The sequence below is a fragment of the Clostridium gasigenes genome, from assembly GCF_017348895.1.
Taxonomy (GTDB): Bacteria; Bacillota; Clostridia; order Clostridiales; family Clostridiaceae; genus Clostridium; species Clostridium gasigenes.
Genome location: NZ_CP071376.1, coordinates 3,492,625 through 3,510,310 on the forward strand (window position 1 = coordinate 3,492,625; position 17,686 = coordinate 3,510,310).

Genomic DNA, 17,686 nt, shown 5'->3' on the forward strand with positions numbered 1-17,686 from the left:
TATAGATGCCTAATTCTCTGTTAAAATGCAATGTTAATTCCAAATATTTTAAAAATATAATTATTATTACAACACTAAAAATGAGGAGTATTAAACATGCAGTAGTTAATGTTTTTGAAAAAATAGAGACACAAAAATGCCCCCTTTATAGTAACAGCTTTTTTTATTTAATCTGTCTACTTTAAGGGGAGCATATCATTATCTACTCTATAGGATATATTTTATTTATTTATTTGCTACTCTTCTTTTTCTTATAATAACTAGTCCACCTAATGATAATAAGACTGCGCCTGATACCAATACAATATTCTTTGTCTTATTACCACTTTTAACTTTATCTCCATTAGTTGCAGTTTCAGTTTCATTATTGTCCTTTGATGAATCTGTCTTTCCTGGAACCTCCTTATTTTCATCTTTCTCTAGCTTACTTATAGAATCTTCTAGATTATTATAATCCTCTGTTATACTCTCCTCCGTAGCATTTACATCTCCAATTACTGATCTAGCCCCTCTTATCCTTTCAGCTAATAAGGATGCTGAATTTCCAGTATACTTACTAATATCTATATTTTCAGCCTCTTCTATTTTTTTATTTATGACGTCCTTAGTAATTGTAGCTTGTTTCTTTTCTACTTCTGTTATTTTTTCATTTAATCCTTCCTTATTAACTGTAGCTTTTTTCTTTTCTAATTGATCTATTGCACTTTGTAATTCTTTAAGTGCTGTAGCTATACTTTCTTGTGTAGATTTTTCATCAATTACAATTGCCTTAGCTGCATTTAATTTTTCAACTAAACTTGCAACTGTATTTTCAGTGAAGTCTTCTCTATTTATTTTTTCTACTTCTGCTACTTTTTCATTTAATTTTTCCTTATTAACTGTACCTTGTTTCTTTTCTAATTGATCTACTGCACTTTGTAATTCTTTAAGTGCTGTATCTACACCTTCTTGTGTAGCTTTTTCATCACTTACTACTGCCTTAGCTGCATTTAATTTTTTAACTAAAGTTGCTACTGTATTTTCAGTGAATCCTTCTTTATTTATTTTTTCTACTTCTGCTACTTTTTCATTTAATCCTTCCTTATTAACTGTAGCTTGTTTCTTTTCTAATTGATCTACAGCACTTTGTAATTCTTTAAGTGCTGTATCTACACTTTCTTGTGTAGCTTTTTCATCAATTACAATTGCCTTAGCTGCATCTAATTTTCCAACTAAACTTGCAACTGTATTTTCAGTGAAGTCTTCTTTATTTATTTTTTCTGTCTCTGCTATTTTTCCACTTAAAGTTGCTTTATTTACTATAGCAGCACTATCATTTTTTGTAATGAATTGAACTTCTGCAATTGATAACATCAAAGGTCCACTATGAGACTCTAAAAATATAACTTCTATTCTGTCATATTTAATTGCATTAGTTTCAAATGAAACATCCTTTGCTGTCTTACCAACGTCTTTAGTTCCTAAATCATACTCTTTTCCAGCTTCATCATAACCTTTAGCACTAAGCTTTTTTATCTTACCATTTGTATTTTCTGGACGATTATAAACTGTAAAACTATTAATTTGTTGTGGCTTATTAAAGTTAAAGTCTACTTTAAGAGGTAATGAAATACCATCTGCTTCAGTAATACTCCACTTTAATTCAGCTAAAGAATCTTCCCTTATGATACCATCTACAAGTTTATCAAATGCATCAGCTCCATCTTGCATTTTATCCGCTTCACCAGTAACTGTCATATCATCTTTAGTTAAAACTATTTCTTCCTTTATTATCTTTTCTAATTTATCCATTGCATCTTGTAGTTCTTTAAGTGCTTTGTCTACGCTTTCTTGTGTAGCCTTCTCATCTCCTACTAATGATTTAGCTGCATTTAATTTTTCAACTAAACTTGCTACTGTATTTTCAGTAAAATCTTCTTTATTTATCTTTTCTATTTGTCCTATCTTAGCATTTAAAACTGATTTATCTACTTTAGTAGCATCACCATTTTTAATAATATCAAATGCTGTATTAACTAATATTAATCTTTCTATTGTCATATCAAACTTAATATCTTGCTTAGCCTTTAACTTAATAGTAGCTAATTTTTGATCACCATTTAAAGTTGCCTGGCTTCCTTTGTTTGAGAAGGCTGCCATAATACGTTGTTTAGATGTTCCAACTCCACCAAGTATAGAATAATTCAACATATCCTTAACTGCATCTGCACCAGTTACAATTTTAGTACTATCTGTAATTAATTCATACTTATTAGAATCCAGCAACAATTCTAAACTAAATGCATTTATATCTTTTAAGTCTGATCCAAATATGTCTACAGTGAATTCATCTCCTGCTTTTAGATCCTCCTTGCTTGATTTAATACTTACGCCTCCTGAAATAGGAATTCCAGATGAACTAAACTCACCTTCACCTAATTGAGATGCAACATACATTAAGTCATATGCATCAATTACACCATTATAATTGATATCAACTTTTGATACTTGTTCCCATGCTGTATCATTAGTATCAACTCCCATATAACTCGCAAAGAATAGTAAATCTGCCTCATCAATTGCCCCATTTGGAATATTCTCTCCTACTACTAATCCTTCTGTTTTGTCCTTTTTATAAGGTCTAAATTCTTGTGCACTACCAAACCCACCTACTGCATTTGTTGCAGTTAATCTAATGTATCTAGCTGTAACACCTTCATCAAATTTAATTGTCTTAACGTCAGCAGTTTTCTCAAATATTCCGTCAGTAACTATATTTTTATAAATCTTTCCATCTAAACTAACATCTAAATTATATTTTAGTATGGTTCCATTACTTACATCTGGTCTTGGCAAATATTCAAATTTATCTAATTGATAAGCTAATTTCATATCAATATCAACAGTGTGTGGTAATACATTTCCATCATTCCAATTACTATGCCATAAAGTATTATCATCACCATCTATCGCTTGATCTATTCCACTTCCATCTTGCTCACTATCAGCTGTTGCAGTCATATTTTCAGGAACATTTCTATATCTATCTAGTTTTGTCTTTCCTATAAGTTCATTACTCCATTCAGATGCTCCTTTAGAATTAGTTGCACGAACTTGATATTTGTGTTCTGTATCTTGGATTAACCCTGAATGAATATATGATGGTAATTCTTCCTCATTGGATCCTTTAAATACATTTGTATATATTGTTCCATCTATCATTAAATCATAAGTAACATTTGTTCCATTTACCTTATCCCAATTCAATCCTATAACTCGATCTGTAATTTTTACATCATCAGCTTTTAATCCAGTAGGACTTGCTGGAACTTCTGCATCTGTTACATTCTTAACTTGTGTATTGTTAAAACCATCCACAGTTACTGTAACTACATTAGACATAATATCATTTTTCTCAACCTTAACATAAAGTTTAGGTGTTGATATAACCTCTGTCTTTTCGAATTCTGAACCTTCAGTTGAATACTTATTTAAGTTAGGTTTTTCATTATAGAAGTATACATTTTCACCATTGTCATACTCTTCTTGAGTTGTAACAGCTTTTACAGTAACATCCTTATCTCCTACTTTTACAGTTACATTACTTGCTTCTTGACGAGTATTTACTATTACTTCTGTTCCTCTATTATTTACCATACCATCATATCCATTACCTTCAGCTTTATTAACAGTTATAACTGCTTTTTCGCCTGTAACGTCTGAAGTTATTTTAGTTCTTGTATTTTTATCTTCCTTGTAATCTGTTGTCTTTCCATCATCTTCATACATTGTAAACTCTGTACTGCCTGATGGGTAAACATCAAATATTCTATTTTCTGAACCATCTAATTCTTTTATTGAATTGTTTTCTGGTGCCATTGGAATAATAGCTCCATCCTTAATAAATACTGGTGTTTTCCATATTGGTGCATCAAAATTATTAATTACTGATCCACCCTTATATTGTTCACCTGTAAAGTAGTCTATCCAAACTTGATCTTCATCAGGTAAATAAATTCCATTTCTTACTCCTGCATCATTATCACTCTCATTATATACTGGAGCTACTAACATATTAGGTCCCCACATATATTGATATTGAGTTTCTGTTCCATAAGTATATGGATCATTTGGATATTCTAACATCATAGCTCTAATCATTGGATTAGATGTTGAAGTTGATTCTTCTGCATTTGTATAAATATATGGCATCATTTGTGCCTTTAACTTTAAGTACATTCTATTCATTGAAGCGTAAGGTTCACCATAATTCCATGGATTTTTTTCTTTACTATAATCATTGCCACCAGCTGCCCATCCATCCATATCTATTTGAATAGGTGTAAATGCTTTCCATTGGAAATCTCTTGTTTGAATTGTTTTATCTCCTCCAAATATTCCATCCATATCAGATCCAATATTTGGATTTCCTGATAATCCTGCTCCAATATAAGTTGGTATATGCATTCTTATATATTCCCAGTTACCACCATATTGATCTCCAGACCATAATCCTGCATAACGTTGAGTTCCAGCCCATCCATCAAGGGATACAATAAATGGTCTTGCTCCACCTGAATTTTCCTCTTTTTCAATTCCTTCTGCTGCTTGACGTGTTGCATTTAATGCCATTGAATAGCCACTACCAACCCATGCAACGTCAGTCTTTATAGCTCTTACGCCAGATTGTATCTCTCCATTCAAGTCTCTACGTAAAGGACTATCTAATGGTAAGCTTAGATCAGGATATAACTCACTTTGTGTCCATAGACCTACTTCTATATTCTTTTTATTAACTTCATCCACAAATTTATTTAAGTTATCTAATCCACCATATCCACATCCATATCCATCATTAGGTAAAAACCATCCTAATGGCATATCATTATCCACATACTTATTTACAGTTTCAAGACCTTTTCCTAATAACTCTCTTTTATCGTTATGACCATTATGCACCCCATTAAAAGCGTCAGCATGTCCTAAATAAAAGGAGTATTCTGGCATTAATGCAGCCTTCCCAGTTAATTCTGTATAACTATCTATTACTTTTGTGATTGAATCATCAACAAAGTAGTAGGCATCAAATCTTCCTTCCTCATGAGTGAAAGTAGCTGTTTTAGAAAAATCATATTTTCCTGGCTGAAATGTATTACGCATAACTCCATAGCCTTCTGAACTTACGTAAAATGGTACTGGGCTTGATGCTGCTCCAGCATCCCATCCGCCTCCTACAGAAATATTTATTGAACTATTTTTATGTGAGAAATATCCATTTTGTTGTCCTCCACCATAAAAATTTTCTTTATCTTTTGTATCTAATGTTTGAATTGTTTTATCATCGGAGTACTTTAAAGGTTCTGCTTCACTCCAAAGAACTTTTGCATTTGCAATATCATATAAACTCATCTTTGATGTTGACTTTTCTATGCTTAGCTCTAATGACTCAGTAGATATCTTATAAAAATTTGCATCGCTTTCATCTATTTTTATATCTATAGTTCCATATTCCTTTTCATAAGCTTCATCTGTCTTGTCTATTATTTTTGTTGTCTCATCAGGTTTATTTGGAGTTGGATATTCTGCCAATTCTCCAGTTGGTTCCATATGTAACCTAAAAACTTTGTTCTCTAAAAAACTTATTTTTATTTTTTCACCTGTTGATAGGTCAATGTTAACATTATCCCCCTCTTTAGTAATCTTAGTAACAGTTCCAATTGTCTTAAGTGCACTTTTTACATATGCCCTGTCTAATATTTCTTTTCCTTCATATGCTTTTACAACGATTACAGACGAAGGAAATAATGAAACTGCCATGCATATTGGTAATACTATTCCTGCAAATTTTATAAGTACTTTAAATTTTTTATTTCTTTTTAACATCCTTATACCCCCTATTTATAAATAAATTCTTTATATTCAAAAGGTTTCATGCCAGTATATCCACCAAATTGATCTACTTGATTTGCAGTAGCTTCTACAGGCAAATACATATCCGTATCTCCAATTTATTTATTGCTAATTCTATAACAAATTTGTTTGAACAAGATACCTAAACAATCCCATCATGTATTTAATTTTTATAATTACCAATATTTTTTTTTAGTGGTTAATAAACTATCTGCCATAATTAATCCTCCATATAGCACTTATTTTTCTCCAACTGGTATCTACCACCCATTTTTTACTTTTACTGGTATCTACCACTCAAATACATTGTAAATCGTTTTCTTTTCTTTGTCAATAACATATTTTATATTTTTTTCATAATTTAATTCAATCCAATTAACATAAATTTAATGTTTATTTCTGCTTATTATGGTTATATAATTCAATAATAATAATTATTAAACTAACTTTAAAAGAAAGTGTTTTATGAAGTATATAATTATAGTCTTATTAACATTACTGTTATCTTTTTCAACTTTGCTTATAATTAGCATTAAGGTAGTTACCACTGTATTACTTTTAAAAAACAATACCAATTTAAATAAAAAAGTTGCTAAGTTCATTTTTAGAACTTAACAACTTTTCAAACTTTTTTTATATTTTATTTGTACCAGATATACACGCTAAAATACAAAAGTCTTATTTTTTTACATATTTTGTATTTTTATCTTGATTTTAATCAGAACTAATTGTAATATATATTCATAGAACAAACGTTCTCTTGTGATTTTGTGAAAATCCAACAAACTTTATGACTCTTATGTAATTTTTATATCTACTACTTTATTTAAACCTAAAGGGGGAATCTTCATATGCAAATTGAATTTAATGAATACGTTGCTAATATTACGCCAAAGGCGGGCAAATCCATAGCTACTAGTGAATTCAATGAACTTACTCGCTTATTAAGTAATGCTCAAAATGGTGATGAGGCTGCAAAAAAATTATTAATTAAAAAATACTATTGTTTTATAGTTTCAAAAACTAAAGGTATTTACTTAAATGGTTATACCTTTGATGCTCTTGTTCAAAGTGGTGTAGAAACAGTGCTTAGATCAATTAATGCTTTTAATATTACTAAAGGTATTGAAGCCTTTACTCCTTATGTGCTTTTGTCTATAAAAAATAACTTTCATTATTTATGTAGAAAAGAAATTAGATATAATAAAGTTTTCAGCTTAAATACTATAGTTAAAGATAATATGGCATCTATGGATTTTATTCCTGATACTAAAAATCTTGAAGAAGTTGTTCTTCAAAGAATAACTTCAAAGGAGTTATTCTTTTCACTCAAATTCTTAGATAAAGAAGAGCTTGAACTTATAAAGTTTCTATATTTAGATGATGATGGTGAAAAACAATATTTATCAAACTATGCTAAGTTAAAAGGCAAAGACTACTATTATTGTACAAGCCTTAAGAAAAGATCACTTAGTAAGTTGCACCAAGGGCTTTCATAGCCAAAGAAAACATTAGTTATAATATTTTTAATTACAAAAGTAAATTTACCCTCAGCTGCGTCATTAAACTTCATATTTAATAATCTTTCAACCATTTATTTCACCTCCTTTCTTTTGTCATTAACAGGTTTAAACTAAGAATCAATTTACTGTTTCTTTGGTTACTTGAGATATTGGATAACTACTGAAGCCTCCAATTATATCTCCAAGATCCATTAATGTTTCTTCTGTAGCTAATAAATTTAAATCATTAGCTCTTTGATTTTTGCGCCGAAGGTGGGCAGCGCTAAAAGAGGATATCTATTTCAATGGTTTTAGTACCATTAATAGATATCCTCAATCTTTATAATAATGTTTTATTTATTCCACTTTATATAATTGGATTTTTTTACAACCCCAGAGGTGTTGGTCCCGACTGAGTTTACGAAGTAAAAAGGGGCTTGCTATCCATTTTCTCACAAGTACCTGACCCCTTTGTGAGGGAATAATAACCGAACTTACTTGACTATTATTAGCTGGTCTACCTATTTTGTGTCCTTAATTGTTTAACAAAATCAACATCCAAACCTGTTTTTTTAGCTATTGTTTCATCATCGGCTATATCTAAAAAATTCTTTGCAATTTTTATCTTTTCTTCTTCCTTTCCTTCTTGCTTATAATGTACCTTTCTAATTTCCTCTATTGTCATTTTTAATGCCCCTCCCTTTTCTTTCTTATACTCTTCATATTTCTTTTCTAATTTTGGATCTTGTATTAAAAATAAGTACTCTAAAAAGTCTACTAATGCTTTTATTTGCTCATTATCTTTAACTTTATCATAATATGCAAGTTCTTCTGCTAATTTAACTTTAGCTTCATATATATCCTCATCCTTTGATTTTATTTCTAATAAACTCTTAGCCATTTTAAAAACTAATTTTAAAGGGTTATTATCACTTATATTCTCAAGATTTATAGTTTCTACATCTATAGTTCTAAAATTATACCGTAGTATTTCTTCCTCTATTTCTGGAAGTTTATATACATATCTTTCATCCTTGCCTGCGCTGCCTTTGTACGTATATATTGCAGCTGCAACTATTTCAGATTTATCATCATATTTGTATCTGAATTTATCCCAAATTCTATAGAAATATCTAAACATTCTTTCTCCAAAGATCTCTTTCTTGCTATCATAACTTTGTACTTCTATATGAATAAATAATATTTTACTACCGTTATCTTTTAATCTAACCTTTATTATCTTATCTGATATTACTTTGTCACCGTTATATTTATCAAAAATTTCCTTTTGTATTTCTTTAAGCTCCATATCTAATGATTCAGTTCCAAGTTTCCAATCAATTTCATTAAATATCTCAGGAAATAACAATTCAACTATTTCTACTTCAAATGCTTCTAAAATAGCTTTCCAAGCGCCATCAAAATCGTGTGTCTTAGGCAATTTTGCTCACGTCCTTATATACTTTATTATTTCTCTTTCTACTTTATATTATATCCCCTAATCTATTTTTATTATAGTTTTTTATTTAATAGGAGGTCGTTGTTGAAGCGTTTTTTAATAATATGTTTTTAACTTTCAAATGATAAAGGACACTTTTTCCGTGGCCTCATTTATCTGATAGCAATATTTCTTTTTAACAATCATTATTAATATCTATGATGTAATATGTATTATTTATCAACTAAAATTAAATGTGTCCTTAACAATATTTACAAATACTTGCTGGTTAGAGTATAGCTTTACACCCCTTATCATGAATGTTATTCATACTCTTTTTTACTTATCCACCTCTATTATAATAAAGTAAACTTTAAAAATCTACTTTAAATTTAAAGTTGCAACTATATTATAATTATTAACACAAACATCCGTTCTTATGCAAACATTTATTCTTATTTTTAATTAACTTCATACTTAAACATTTATATGTACTACTTAATATTTATTACGTATCAAAGAGACTTAGAAGTTTCATCCACTTCTAAGTCCTTAAATTCCTATTAATACTAAAGCACTACATCTGTAGTTTCCTTAGTTACTATTTGAGCCTCTGCTTTAGTCTTAAGTTTACCACCTTTAGATAAGAAGATATCTTTAGTGATAATACTATCCATAGCTGTAGCAATATCTTCATCTTTAATATCAGGTTTTATATCTTTAATTGCAAAAGTAAATTTACCCTCAGCTACGTCATTAAACTTCATATTTAATACTCTTTCAACCATTCATTTCACCTCCTTTCTTTTGACATTAACTGGTTTAAACTAAGAATCAATTTACTATCTAGATAGTAAATTTACTGTTTCATTAGTTACTTGAGATATTGGATAACTAATGAAGCCTCCAATTATGTCTCCAAGATCCATTAATGTTTCCTCTGTAGCTAATAAATTTAAATCATTAGCTCTTTGATTTCTAAATATCTCATTACCTTTTGTATCAACACCAACTTTGTATTTAACAACAACTGCTGTATCAACTAATACTGAATTAACTGCCATATGTTTCACCGCCCTTCACTTAAATATATGCAGTAGTTAATGTTTTTGAAAAAATAGTTGAATTATTTAATTAGATTTTTCTTATAATGTTTACATTTTGTTACGCCTTAATACAACTACCTTATATCATTTTAAGAACAAGAAAATAGGATAGGTATAATGGTTTTAGTACCACTATTCCTATCCTCTTTATTTAAGTTATTGTATTTAATTATTTCCAGTAACCATAAAAATAGAAAATACAAGCTAAGGTAAGCATTGATTTACCTTAGCTTGATAGCTATGGGGGCTGACTCCTTTGTGAGGTAAGAGTTACCGAACTTAGTCATTGCCCATTTATATCAGTATTATTTTAAACACTACTAAATTCATATCCATAACTTGTTAATATACATCTTTAGCAATACTTAATTCACTCTCTACTTCCTTTATAACCAGTTTCGCTCTTTTACTTAAATTTAAAGCTTCTTCCACTAAACTATTTATATTTACTAATACCTCAAATACCATATCAATCATATCTTCACTATAAAATCTATTTTTTGTAGGATATCTATATAATATGAAATTATTATCTAATAATTTTAATGATGCATAATCATTTTTACTTGTTTCTGAACCTAAATCATATTTAATAGCGTCATATATAGCACTTGTTTCATGAACCAATAGTTCTATTCCATATTCTTTAATAATAAAGGATTTAAGTATTCTTTCTACAGCTCCATGTATCATTTCTAATTGCCTTGGATAAGATATACTTATTTTATTAGCAAGAATAGCGTCTCTAACCATGACATTAGAGTCTGCTTTCCAAAATTTATAAGTTTCTTTATTTACATTGTTGGGCTTAAATCTCTTTAATTTTGCTGATTTATTTGTTCTACATTCTATTGTAAATTTCTCTATTAAATCTTCCATTTCTAACCTCTTAAAAAATCTACTAAAACATTAAACCCGCACTCTTTAGAATACTCTTCAATATTAGTAAGAATCTCTCCCATTTCTTTTGCCTTTATTTCGGACTTAACATAAACCTGTATCACATAATAACCATCAAGTTCTTTATATTTAAATTCTGATATTTTTTCTAATATACTTTCACATAATGTATCTTTAGCATTGCTAATTATTTTATTATATTGTTCTTTACTCAATTATCATCACACCTGCCCTTTTTTATATTTCTATCATGGCATTATCTATTATCTGCCCAACTTCATTACTTTTTGCATTATCTCTTATGTAGTTCTATATTGATATTTGAGGTACCTATAGCTTACCTATTACCTTTGCTTGTTCCTTTTGGAGCATAATATTAGATAAGGTAATATAAAATTCTTGTTCTTCCTTCGTTTTTGCACACTTAAACAAATTCATCAATTCACTATATGAGCACTTTTCAAATATATCATATAACTTTTCCTTATTATCATTCATTAATAAAATCCTCCTGATTAAAAGTATTTATATACCACTAGAAGAATATTATCATCTAATTTAATTTAATTATACTCTTAGATGTTTTTCTATACACCTTAACATTTATTAAGCAACAAAGGACCTAGAATTTTATCCATTTCTAGGTCCTTTAAATTACGCTTAATACTAAAGTGCTACATCAGTAGTTTCCTTAGTTACTATTTGAGCCTCTGCTTTAGTATTAAGTTTACCCCCTTTAGATAAGAAGATATCTTTAGTGATAATACTATCCATAGTTGTAGCAATGTCCTCATCTTTAACTTCAGGTTTTATATCTTTAATTGCAAAAGTAAATTTACCCTCAGCTGCGTCATTAAACTTCATATTTAATACTCTTTCAATCATTCACTTCACCTCCCTTCTTTTTACATTAACAAATTTAACCTAAGTATAAATTTACTATTTTGATAGTAAACTTACTGTTTCTTTGGTTACTTGAGATACTGGATAACTAATGAAGCCTCCAATTATATCTCCAAGATCCATTAATGTTCCTTCTGTAGCTAATAAGTTTAAATCATTAGCTCTTTGGTTTTTTATGATTTCATTTCCTTTTGTATCAACACCAACTTTGTATTTAACAACAACTGCTGTATCAACTAATACTGAATTAACTTCCATATGTTTCACCTCCCTTCACTTAACCATGCAGTAGTTGAGGTTTTTGAAAAAATAGTTGGATTAATTACAGTTATTTTTCTACTATGATATTTAGATTTAAATATTCGTTAATAAAACTCCCTTATAGGATTTTAGGAACAAAAAACAGGGTGGACTAGTAATTACAACATTACTAGTCCACCTTATATATTTAAATTATTGTTCTTCCTTATTTAACTTTTACCTGGGAATAGTTCCCTCCCCCGCGGGTTTTTACGACGCCATAGGTGCCGTTTGCTACACATTATTTAGATTGATATATCTAATAATGCTGAAAATACATCTTATAGTTCATTTGAACCAAAAGCTCTCTTCCTTTATTTCGATATTTTTTAGGCGATATTTTGTTCCATTATTATAACAATATACTGATTAAATTTATTCAAAATAAAACTTTAACAACTTTCTACATTTTATGAGGATATTTTTGAAAATTAAAAATTTATTTTTGTAAATTTTCCCACCAGGTCTTTATATTTCAACCTTTCAATAAAATATCTTTTATATTTGCTTATGTTAAATATTTATTTAAATTGCACATTAAATTCACAGTGTTATAATTAAGTTATAATTAAATTGCAAATAAAAGGAGTGATAATTTTATGAAAATTAACTTACAAGAAAAATATAAATTATTTATTAACGGAGAATGGATAGATTCTTCAGATGGTGCAACTATTAAAGCTTATAATCCAGCTACAGGCGAACTTTTATCTGAAATAGCAGATGCTACAGAACAAGATGTAGATAATGCAGTAAAAGCTGCAAGAAATGCCTTTAATACATGGAGTAAGACTACACCAATCGAAAGAGCCGCTGTACTAAATAAAATTGCTGATATAATTGATGAAAATAAAGAATATTTAGCTACTATAGAATCTATGGATAACGGAAAGCCAATTAGAGAAACAATAGGTGCAGATATTCCATTAGCAGCAGATCATTTTAGATATTTTGCTGGAGTTATTCGTGCAGATGAAGGTTCTGCGACAATTCTTGATGAAAATACATTAAATATAATATTAAGAGAGCCACTTGGAGTTGTTGGACAAATTGTACCTTGGAATTTTCCATTCTTAATGGCATCATGGAAATTAGCTCCAGCATTAGCTGCAGGCGATGTTTCAGTATTTAAGCCATCAAGTACTACTTCATTAAGTGTATTAGAACTTATGAGATTAATACAAGATGTTCTTCCTAAGGGAGTAATTAATGTAATTACAGGTAAAGGTTCTAAAAGTGGTGAATATCTACAACATCATAAAGGCATTGACAAATTAGCCTTTACTGGATCTACAGAAGTAGGTAGACAAATTGGAATTGCTGCAGCAAAACGTATTATTCCTGCAACTTTAGAACTTGGCGGAAAGTCAGCTAATATCTTCTTTAGTGATGCAAATATGGATATTGCTCTTGAAGGTATTCAACTAGGAATTCTATTTAATCAAGGACAAGTTTGTTCTGCAGGATCTAGAATCTTTGTACAAGAAGATTTCTATGATGAATTTATGAAAAAAGCAATCGAATCTTTTGAAAAAGTTAAAGTTGGTAATCCATTAGATTTTAATACTCAAATGGGTGCACAAGCTAGTGAATCACAACTTAAGAAGATTCTAAGCTATGTGGAAATAGGTAAACAAGAAGGTGCTATAGTAGCTACTGGTGGAGAAAGATTCGTTGAAGGCGATGCTAAAAATGGATACTTTATGAAACCTACTTTACTTACAGGTGTTACTAATGACATGAGAGTAGCTAGAGAAGAAATCTTTGGACCAGTAGGTGTTGTTATTAAATTTAAGACTGAAGAAGAAGTTATTGCTATGGCAAATGACAGTGATTTTGGTTTAGGTGGAGGAGTATTTACTCGTGACTTAAACCGTGCTATTAGAGTTGCAAGAGGTATAAGGACAGGCCGTGTATGGGTAAATACTTATAATTCCTTCCCAGCAGGTGCAACCTTTGGAGGATATAAAGAATCAGGAATAGGTAGAGAAACTCATAAGTCTATCTTAGAGGCTTATACTCAAAAGAAAAATATTATAGTTAATTTATCTGAAACTCCTGGTGGAATGTATGTAAAATAATTATCTTAAATGATAGTAAAAAGGCTGATAATCTCATTATTAAATGAAGATTATCAGCCTTTCTTTTTTTCTTTCTTTATCATGAAAGATTTGAATAGGTCTCTTATTTGCAATACTACAATATTATATATGTAGCTAATAAGTTTAAATCATTAGCTCTTTGAGTTCTAAATACATCATTACCTTTAGAATCAACACTAACTTTGTATTTAACTACTACTGCGGTATCCACTAATACTGAATTAACTGCCATATTATCATCTCCCTTCACTATAAATATATGCACTAATGAAAGTTTTTGAAAAATACTTATAATTTTTTAAGATAATAATAAAAAGGATATCTATTTAAATGACATTACATCATTAATAGATATCCTCAATATTTATAACAATGTTTTTCTTTATTCCATTTTATATAATTGGAAATTTTTACAACCCCCAAGGATGCTGGCCCCGACTGAATTTGCGAAGGATTGTAGGGCTTGCTGCCTCCTAATTCTAAAAACTTAGCTTTCAGAATTAGCTCCCCTATTTTTTCCTTTTAGCTATACCCGCAGCAATCCAGTTTGGAGCATAGGCAGATGTACAACCTTTTGCTACTTTCAAATCTTTATATACTCCTAATGTTTCGCCAATACTTATGCATCTTTCTGTAAATTGTGGGTATGTTATCCCTATTTGACATAACGCATGATTCATTGCCCATTGCTTTCCTGGATTCGCAGTTTGCAATTCAGTTTCAATGTTTGCAAGAATATCCTCTAAATCAGCATCACTTAATTTACCGGTGGATATTTTATGAACTATCAGCTTCCAGCCAGCTCTACCTAAGTTATCTTTAGTAGAATTTGCCCACTCTTCCATAAGAATGTCAACATACTGGCTATTACAAAGAACTTCAGAAATAAACTTATCAATAATATCAAGATATGTTAATTGAGAAACCATGCTTCTAACTTCATCTAAAGATAATTTTTCTACCTCAAACATCATGCAAGCAAGCCATTGCGCATCTGTGTTTCCACTATTCCAAAGCTCTAACGCTAACTTATTATTTTTCCCTAATTTCTTTGCAAGTTTTCGTAATTCCCCTAGTAAAACACCATAAGTATTTTCACTTGCACCATTCTTTATATACATCTCTTTTCTTTTCTCGTTCCCTAAATCATTAAGTTTTGCAAGTATCTCATTTTTTGTCATTTTTGTATTCCTTTCTTTTCTACATTTTGAAATTCCTCTTTAATCGTTCTAGAAATATTTGAAGTCATAATTTCAATTTCCTCATTTTTTGATGTTAATATATTTTCAATTTTATATTTGTCTTTAAATTCATCATAATACTATTGGAATTATTGCCGGAAGTTTAAATCCCTTACTTTTAATGTTTTTCTTTGAATCATTTCTTAATATATCTCTCCAAATTTCACATATGTACTGAAATACTCTTATAGGCATACTATAATCTACTTTTGACTGCAATTCCATTAAAATATAAAAATAAACTTCTTTATCTTGCAGGTATCTCCTAATCATAAAGGAAAGTTTCTTGTTTGTTATGTTATATTCATTATCCTTAGCTTTACCATCCATAGCTTTAAGCTCTGCATCTGTAATAAACTCATTGTATTTATCACTAATATTATTAAAATGAGTAAATAACATAATAAGTATTTCTAAAACTTCATTGCTACTACCACTTATTTTAGGTAATATTTTTGAGTTATACAAAAATCCCATGCAATATCAAATTACATAATATTATCTCTAGTAGCATAAATCATATAAAACACAATTTTATCTCTAACTCTATAACCAAAATGTTGATTTGTAAGGAGTTAAAATTTCATTAATCTTAATTAACTTACTTATAACATCCGTAGCTACATCTTTATAATCTCCACACTCATAAATATCACAATTCCATTTATTTTATATTTTTCTTGATTTTATTTGGTATATATTGTGATATATATATATCTAATAGAACAAATGTTCTATTAGTCTTATGTGAAAATCTAACAAACTTCATGGCTATTATGTAGTTTTATAAAATTATAAATGACTTTTATATGTAATATATTTTCAAGTATCTAATAATTTATTTAAATCTAGAGGGGGTAATCTTTATATGCAAGTTAAATTTAATAAAGAAGTTACAAACATTACACCCAATGCAGACATCTCAATAAAAACCAGTGATTACAATGAACTCTATGAATTATTAAGCAATGCTCAAAATGGTGACGAGGCTGCAAAAAAAATTATTAATAAAAAGATACTATGGTTTTATACTTCTACAAACTAAAGGCATTTACTTAAATGGTTATACATTTGATGATCTTGTTCAAAGTTGTATAGAAACAGTTCTTAAGTCAATTAATACCTTTAATATTAAAAAAGCAATTGAAGACTTTACTCCTTATGTACTTTTGTCTATAAAAAATAACTTTAATTATTTATGTAGAAAAGACATTAGATATAATAAAGTTGTAAGTTTAAATACTGTGTTTAAAGATAATATGGAATCTATGGGTTTTATTTATGACACTAAAATTCTTGAAGAAGTTATCATTAAAAGAATAACTTCCAAAGAGTTACTGCTTTCACTTAAACTCTTAGATAAAGAAGAGCTTGGACTTATAAGGTTTATATATCTAAATAATACAGGTAAAAAAGAATATCTATCCAACTATTCTAAGCTAAAAAATAAAGATTACTATTATTGTACAATCCTAAAGAAAAGAGCACTTAGTAAGTTTAACCAAGAGTTGGAGCTCACCAGGGAAAACATTGGTTATAATATTTTCAATTAAGCTACACTCTTAATTATTTTCATGTACTACTTAACATTTATTAAGTAGCAAAAAGGGACTAGAAGTTTATCACCTCTAGTCCCTTTAAATTTCTCTTAATGCTAAAGTACTACATCTGTAGTTTCCTTAGTTACTATTTGAGCTTCTGCTTTAGTCTTAAGTTTACCACCTTTAGATAAGAAGATATCTTTAGTGATAATACTATCCATAGCCGTAGCAATGTCCTCATCTTTAACTTCAGATTTTATGTCTTTAATTGCAAAAGTAAATTTACCCTCAGCTGCGTCATTAAACTTCATATTTAATACTCTTTCAACCATTCATTTCACCTCCTTTCTTTTGTCATTAACTGGTTTAAACTAAGAAGCCATTTACTATCTAGATAGTAAATTTACTGTTTCTTTAGTTACTTGAGATATTGGATAACTAATGAAGCCTCCAATTATGTCTCCAAGATCCATTAATGTTTCCTCTGTAGCTAATAAATTTAAATCATTAGCTCTTTGGTTTTTGATGATATCATTTCCTTTAGTGTCTACACCAACTTTGTATTTAACAACAACTGCTGTATCAACTAATACTGAATTAACTGCCATATGTTTCACCTCCCTTCACTTAAATATATGCACTAGTGAAGGTTTTTGAAAAAATAGTTGAATTAATTACAGTTATTTTTCTACTAGGATATTTAGCTTTAAATATTCATTAATAAAGCTAACTTATAGGATTTTAGACACAAAAATAGGGTGGAA

The 17,686-nt window shown here is 29.2% G+C and carries 19 protein-coding genes; 4 read left to right on the top strand and 15 right to left on the bottom strand.

Going from position 1 to position 17,686, the window contains the following annotated elements; translation table 11 throughout:
* Positions 1 to 225: 225 nt before the first annotated feature.
* Together J1C67_RS16390 and J1C67_RS16395 are read right to left on the bottom strand one after the other, a co-directional pair.
* Complete coding sequence (locus J1C67_RS16390; protein WP_167865248.1) at positions 226 to 5,862, bottom strand: discoidin domain-containing protein; 5,637 nt, start codon at positions 5,860 to 5,862, stop codon at positions 226 to 228.
* A gap of 11 nt (positions 5,863 to 5,873) precedes the next feature.
* On the bottom strand, positions 5,874 to 5,972 hold the full coding sequence (locus J1C67_RS16395; protein ID WP_242874040.1) for a class II D-tagatose-bisphosphate aldolase non-catalytic subunit: 99 nt from the start codon (positions 5,970 to 5,972) through the stop codon (positions 5,874 to 5,876).
* Positions 5,973 to 6,740: 768 nt separating this feature from the next.
* Between J1C67_RS16395 and J1C67_RS16400 the strand changes: the two genes are divergently transcribed.
* A complete protein-coding gene (locus J1C67_RS16400; RefSeq protein ID WP_167865249.1) occupies positions 6,741 to 7,388 on the top strand; it encodes a sigma-70 family RNA polymerase sigma factor in 648 nt (215 codons plus the stop codon).
* A 520-nt stretch (positions 7,389 to 7,908) separates the two neighbouring features.
* On the opposite strand, the gene J1C67_RS16405 is transcribed toward J1C67_RS16400, so the two are convergent.
* The 8 genes from J1C67_RS16405 to J1C67_RS16440 form a co-directional block, all read right to left on the bottom strand.
* Complete coding sequence (locus J1C67_RS16405; RefSeq protein WP_167865250.1) at positions 7,909 to 8,832, bottom strand: Rpn family recombination-promoting nuclease/putative transposase; 924 nt, start codon at positions 8,830 to 8,832, stop codon at positions 7,909 to 7,911.
* Between the two features lie 566 nt (positions 8,833 to 9,398).
* A complete protein-coding gene (locus J1C67_RS16410; RefSeq protein WP_243176626.1) occupies positions 9,399 to 9,617 on the bottom strand; it encodes a DUF2922 domain-containing protein in 219 nt (72 codons plus the stop codon).
* A gap of 54 nt (positions 9,618 to 9,671) precedes the next feature.
* On the bottom strand, positions 9,672 to 9,893 hold the full coding sequence (locus J1C67_RS16415; RefSeq protein ID WP_167865251.1) for a DUF1659 domain-containing protein: 222 nt from the start codon (positions 9,891 to 9,893) through the stop codon (positions 9,672 to 9,674).
* Positions 9,894 to 10,277: 384 nt separating this feature from the next.
* The gene (locus J1C67_RS16420; protein ID WP_167865252.1) at positions 10,278 to 10,814 is read right to left on the bottom strand and encodes a hypothetical protein; all 537 of its coding nucleotides are present in this window, start codon (positions 10,812 to 10,814) and stop codon (positions 10,278 to 10,280) included.
* A gap of 2 nt (positions 10,815 to 10,816) precedes the next feature.
* Positions 10,817 to 11,050 (bottom strand): hypothetical protein, encoded by a 234-nt coding sequence (locus J1C67_RS16425; protein ID WP_167865253.1) that lies wholly within the window; start codon positions 11,048 to 11,050, stop codon positions 10,817 to 10,819.
* 115 nt (positions 11,051 to 11,165) lie between these two features.
* Positions 11,166 to 11,333, bottom strand: a complete 168-nt coding sequence (locus tag J1C67_RS16430; RefSeq protein WP_167865254.1) for a hypothetical protein — start codon at positions 11,331 to 11,333, stop codon at positions 11,166 to 11,168.
* A gap of 168 nt (positions 11,334 to 11,501) precedes the next feature.
* Positions 11,502 to 11,720: a DUF2922 domain-containing protein gene (locus J1C67_RS16435; RefSeq protein WP_167865255.1), complete on the bottom strand. Its 219-nt coding sequence runs from the start codon at positions 11,718 to 11,720 to the stop codon at positions 11,502 to 11,504.
* Between the two features lie 54 nt (positions 11,721 to 11,774).
* The gene (locus J1C67_RS16440) at positions 11,775 to 11,996 is read right to left on the bottom strand and encodes a DUF1659 domain-containing protein (RefSeq protein WP_167865256.1); all 222 of its coding nucleotides are present in this window, start codon (positions 11,994 to 11,996) and stop codon (positions 11,775 to 11,777) included.
* 641 nt (positions 11,997 to 12,637) lie between these two features.
* Here J1C67_RS16440 and J1C67_RS16445 point away from each other — a divergent pair.
* Positions 12,638 to 14,119, top strand: a complete 1,482-nt coding sequence (locus tag J1C67_RS16445) for an aldehyde dehydrogenase family protein (RefSeq protein ID WP_167865257.1) — start codon at positions 12,638 to 12,640, stop codon at positions 14,117 to 14,119.
* A gap of 115 nt (positions 14,120 to 14,234) precedes the next feature.
* On the opposite strand, the gene J1C67_RS16450 is transcribed toward J1C67_RS16445, so the two are convergent.
* The 3 genes from J1C67_RS16450 to J1C67_RS16460 form a co-directional block, all read right to left on the bottom strand.
* Complete coding sequence (locus J1C67_RS16450; protein ID WP_167865258.1) at positions 14,235 to 14,372, bottom strand: DUF1659 domain-containing protein; 138 nt, start codon at positions 14,370 to 14,372, stop codon at positions 14,235 to 14,237.
* 277 nt (positions 14,373 to 14,649) lie between these two features.
* Positions 14,650 to 15,321 (bottom strand): DNA alkylation repair protein, encoded by a 672-nt coding sequence (locus tag J1C67_RS16455; RefSeq protein WP_167865259.1) that lies wholly within the window; start codon positions 15,319 to 15,321, stop codon positions 14,650 to 14,652.
* A 132-nt stretch (positions 15,322 to 15,453) separates the two neighbouring features.
* Entirely contained in the window at positions 15,454 to 15,858 is a 405-nt protein-coding gene (locus tag J1C67_RS16460) for an Rpn family recombination-promoting nuclease/putative transposase (protein ID WP_167865260.1), read from the bottom strand.
* 391 nt (positions 15,859 to 16,249) lie between these two features.
* Between J1C67_RS16460 and J1C67_RS16465 the strand changes: the two genes are divergently transcribed.
* Both J1C67_RS16465 and J1C67_RS16470 read left to right on the top strand, forming a co-directional pair.
* Entirely contained in the window at positions 16,250 to 16,426 is a 177-nt protein-coding gene (locus J1C67_RS16465; RefSeq protein WP_167865261.1) for a hypothetical protein, read from the top strand.
* A 214-nt stretch (positions 16,427 to 16,640) separates the two neighbouring features.
* Complete coding sequence (locus J1C67_RS16470) at positions 16,641 to 16,934, top strand: hypothetical protein (RefSeq protein ID WP_207253527.1); 294 nt, start codon at positions 16,641 to 16,643, stop codon at positions 16,932 to 16,934.
* Between the two features lie 101 nt (positions 16,935 to 17,035).
* On the opposite strand, the gene J1C67_RS16475 is transcribed toward J1C67_RS16470, so the two are convergent.
* Positions 17,036 to 17,254, bottom strand: a complete 219-nt coding sequence (locus J1C67_RS16475; protein ID WP_167865263.1) for a DUF2922 domain-containing protein — start codon at positions 17,252 to 17,254, stop codon at positions 17,036 to 17,038.
* A 54-nt stretch (positions 17,255 to 17,308) separates the two neighbouring features.
* Complete coding sequence (locus J1C67_RS16480; protein WP_167865264.1) at positions 17,309 to 17,530, bottom strand: DUF1659 domain-containing protein; 222 nt, start codon at positions 17,528 to 17,530, stop codon at positions 17,309 to 17,311.
* Positions 17,531 to 17,686: the final 156 nt, after the last annotated feature.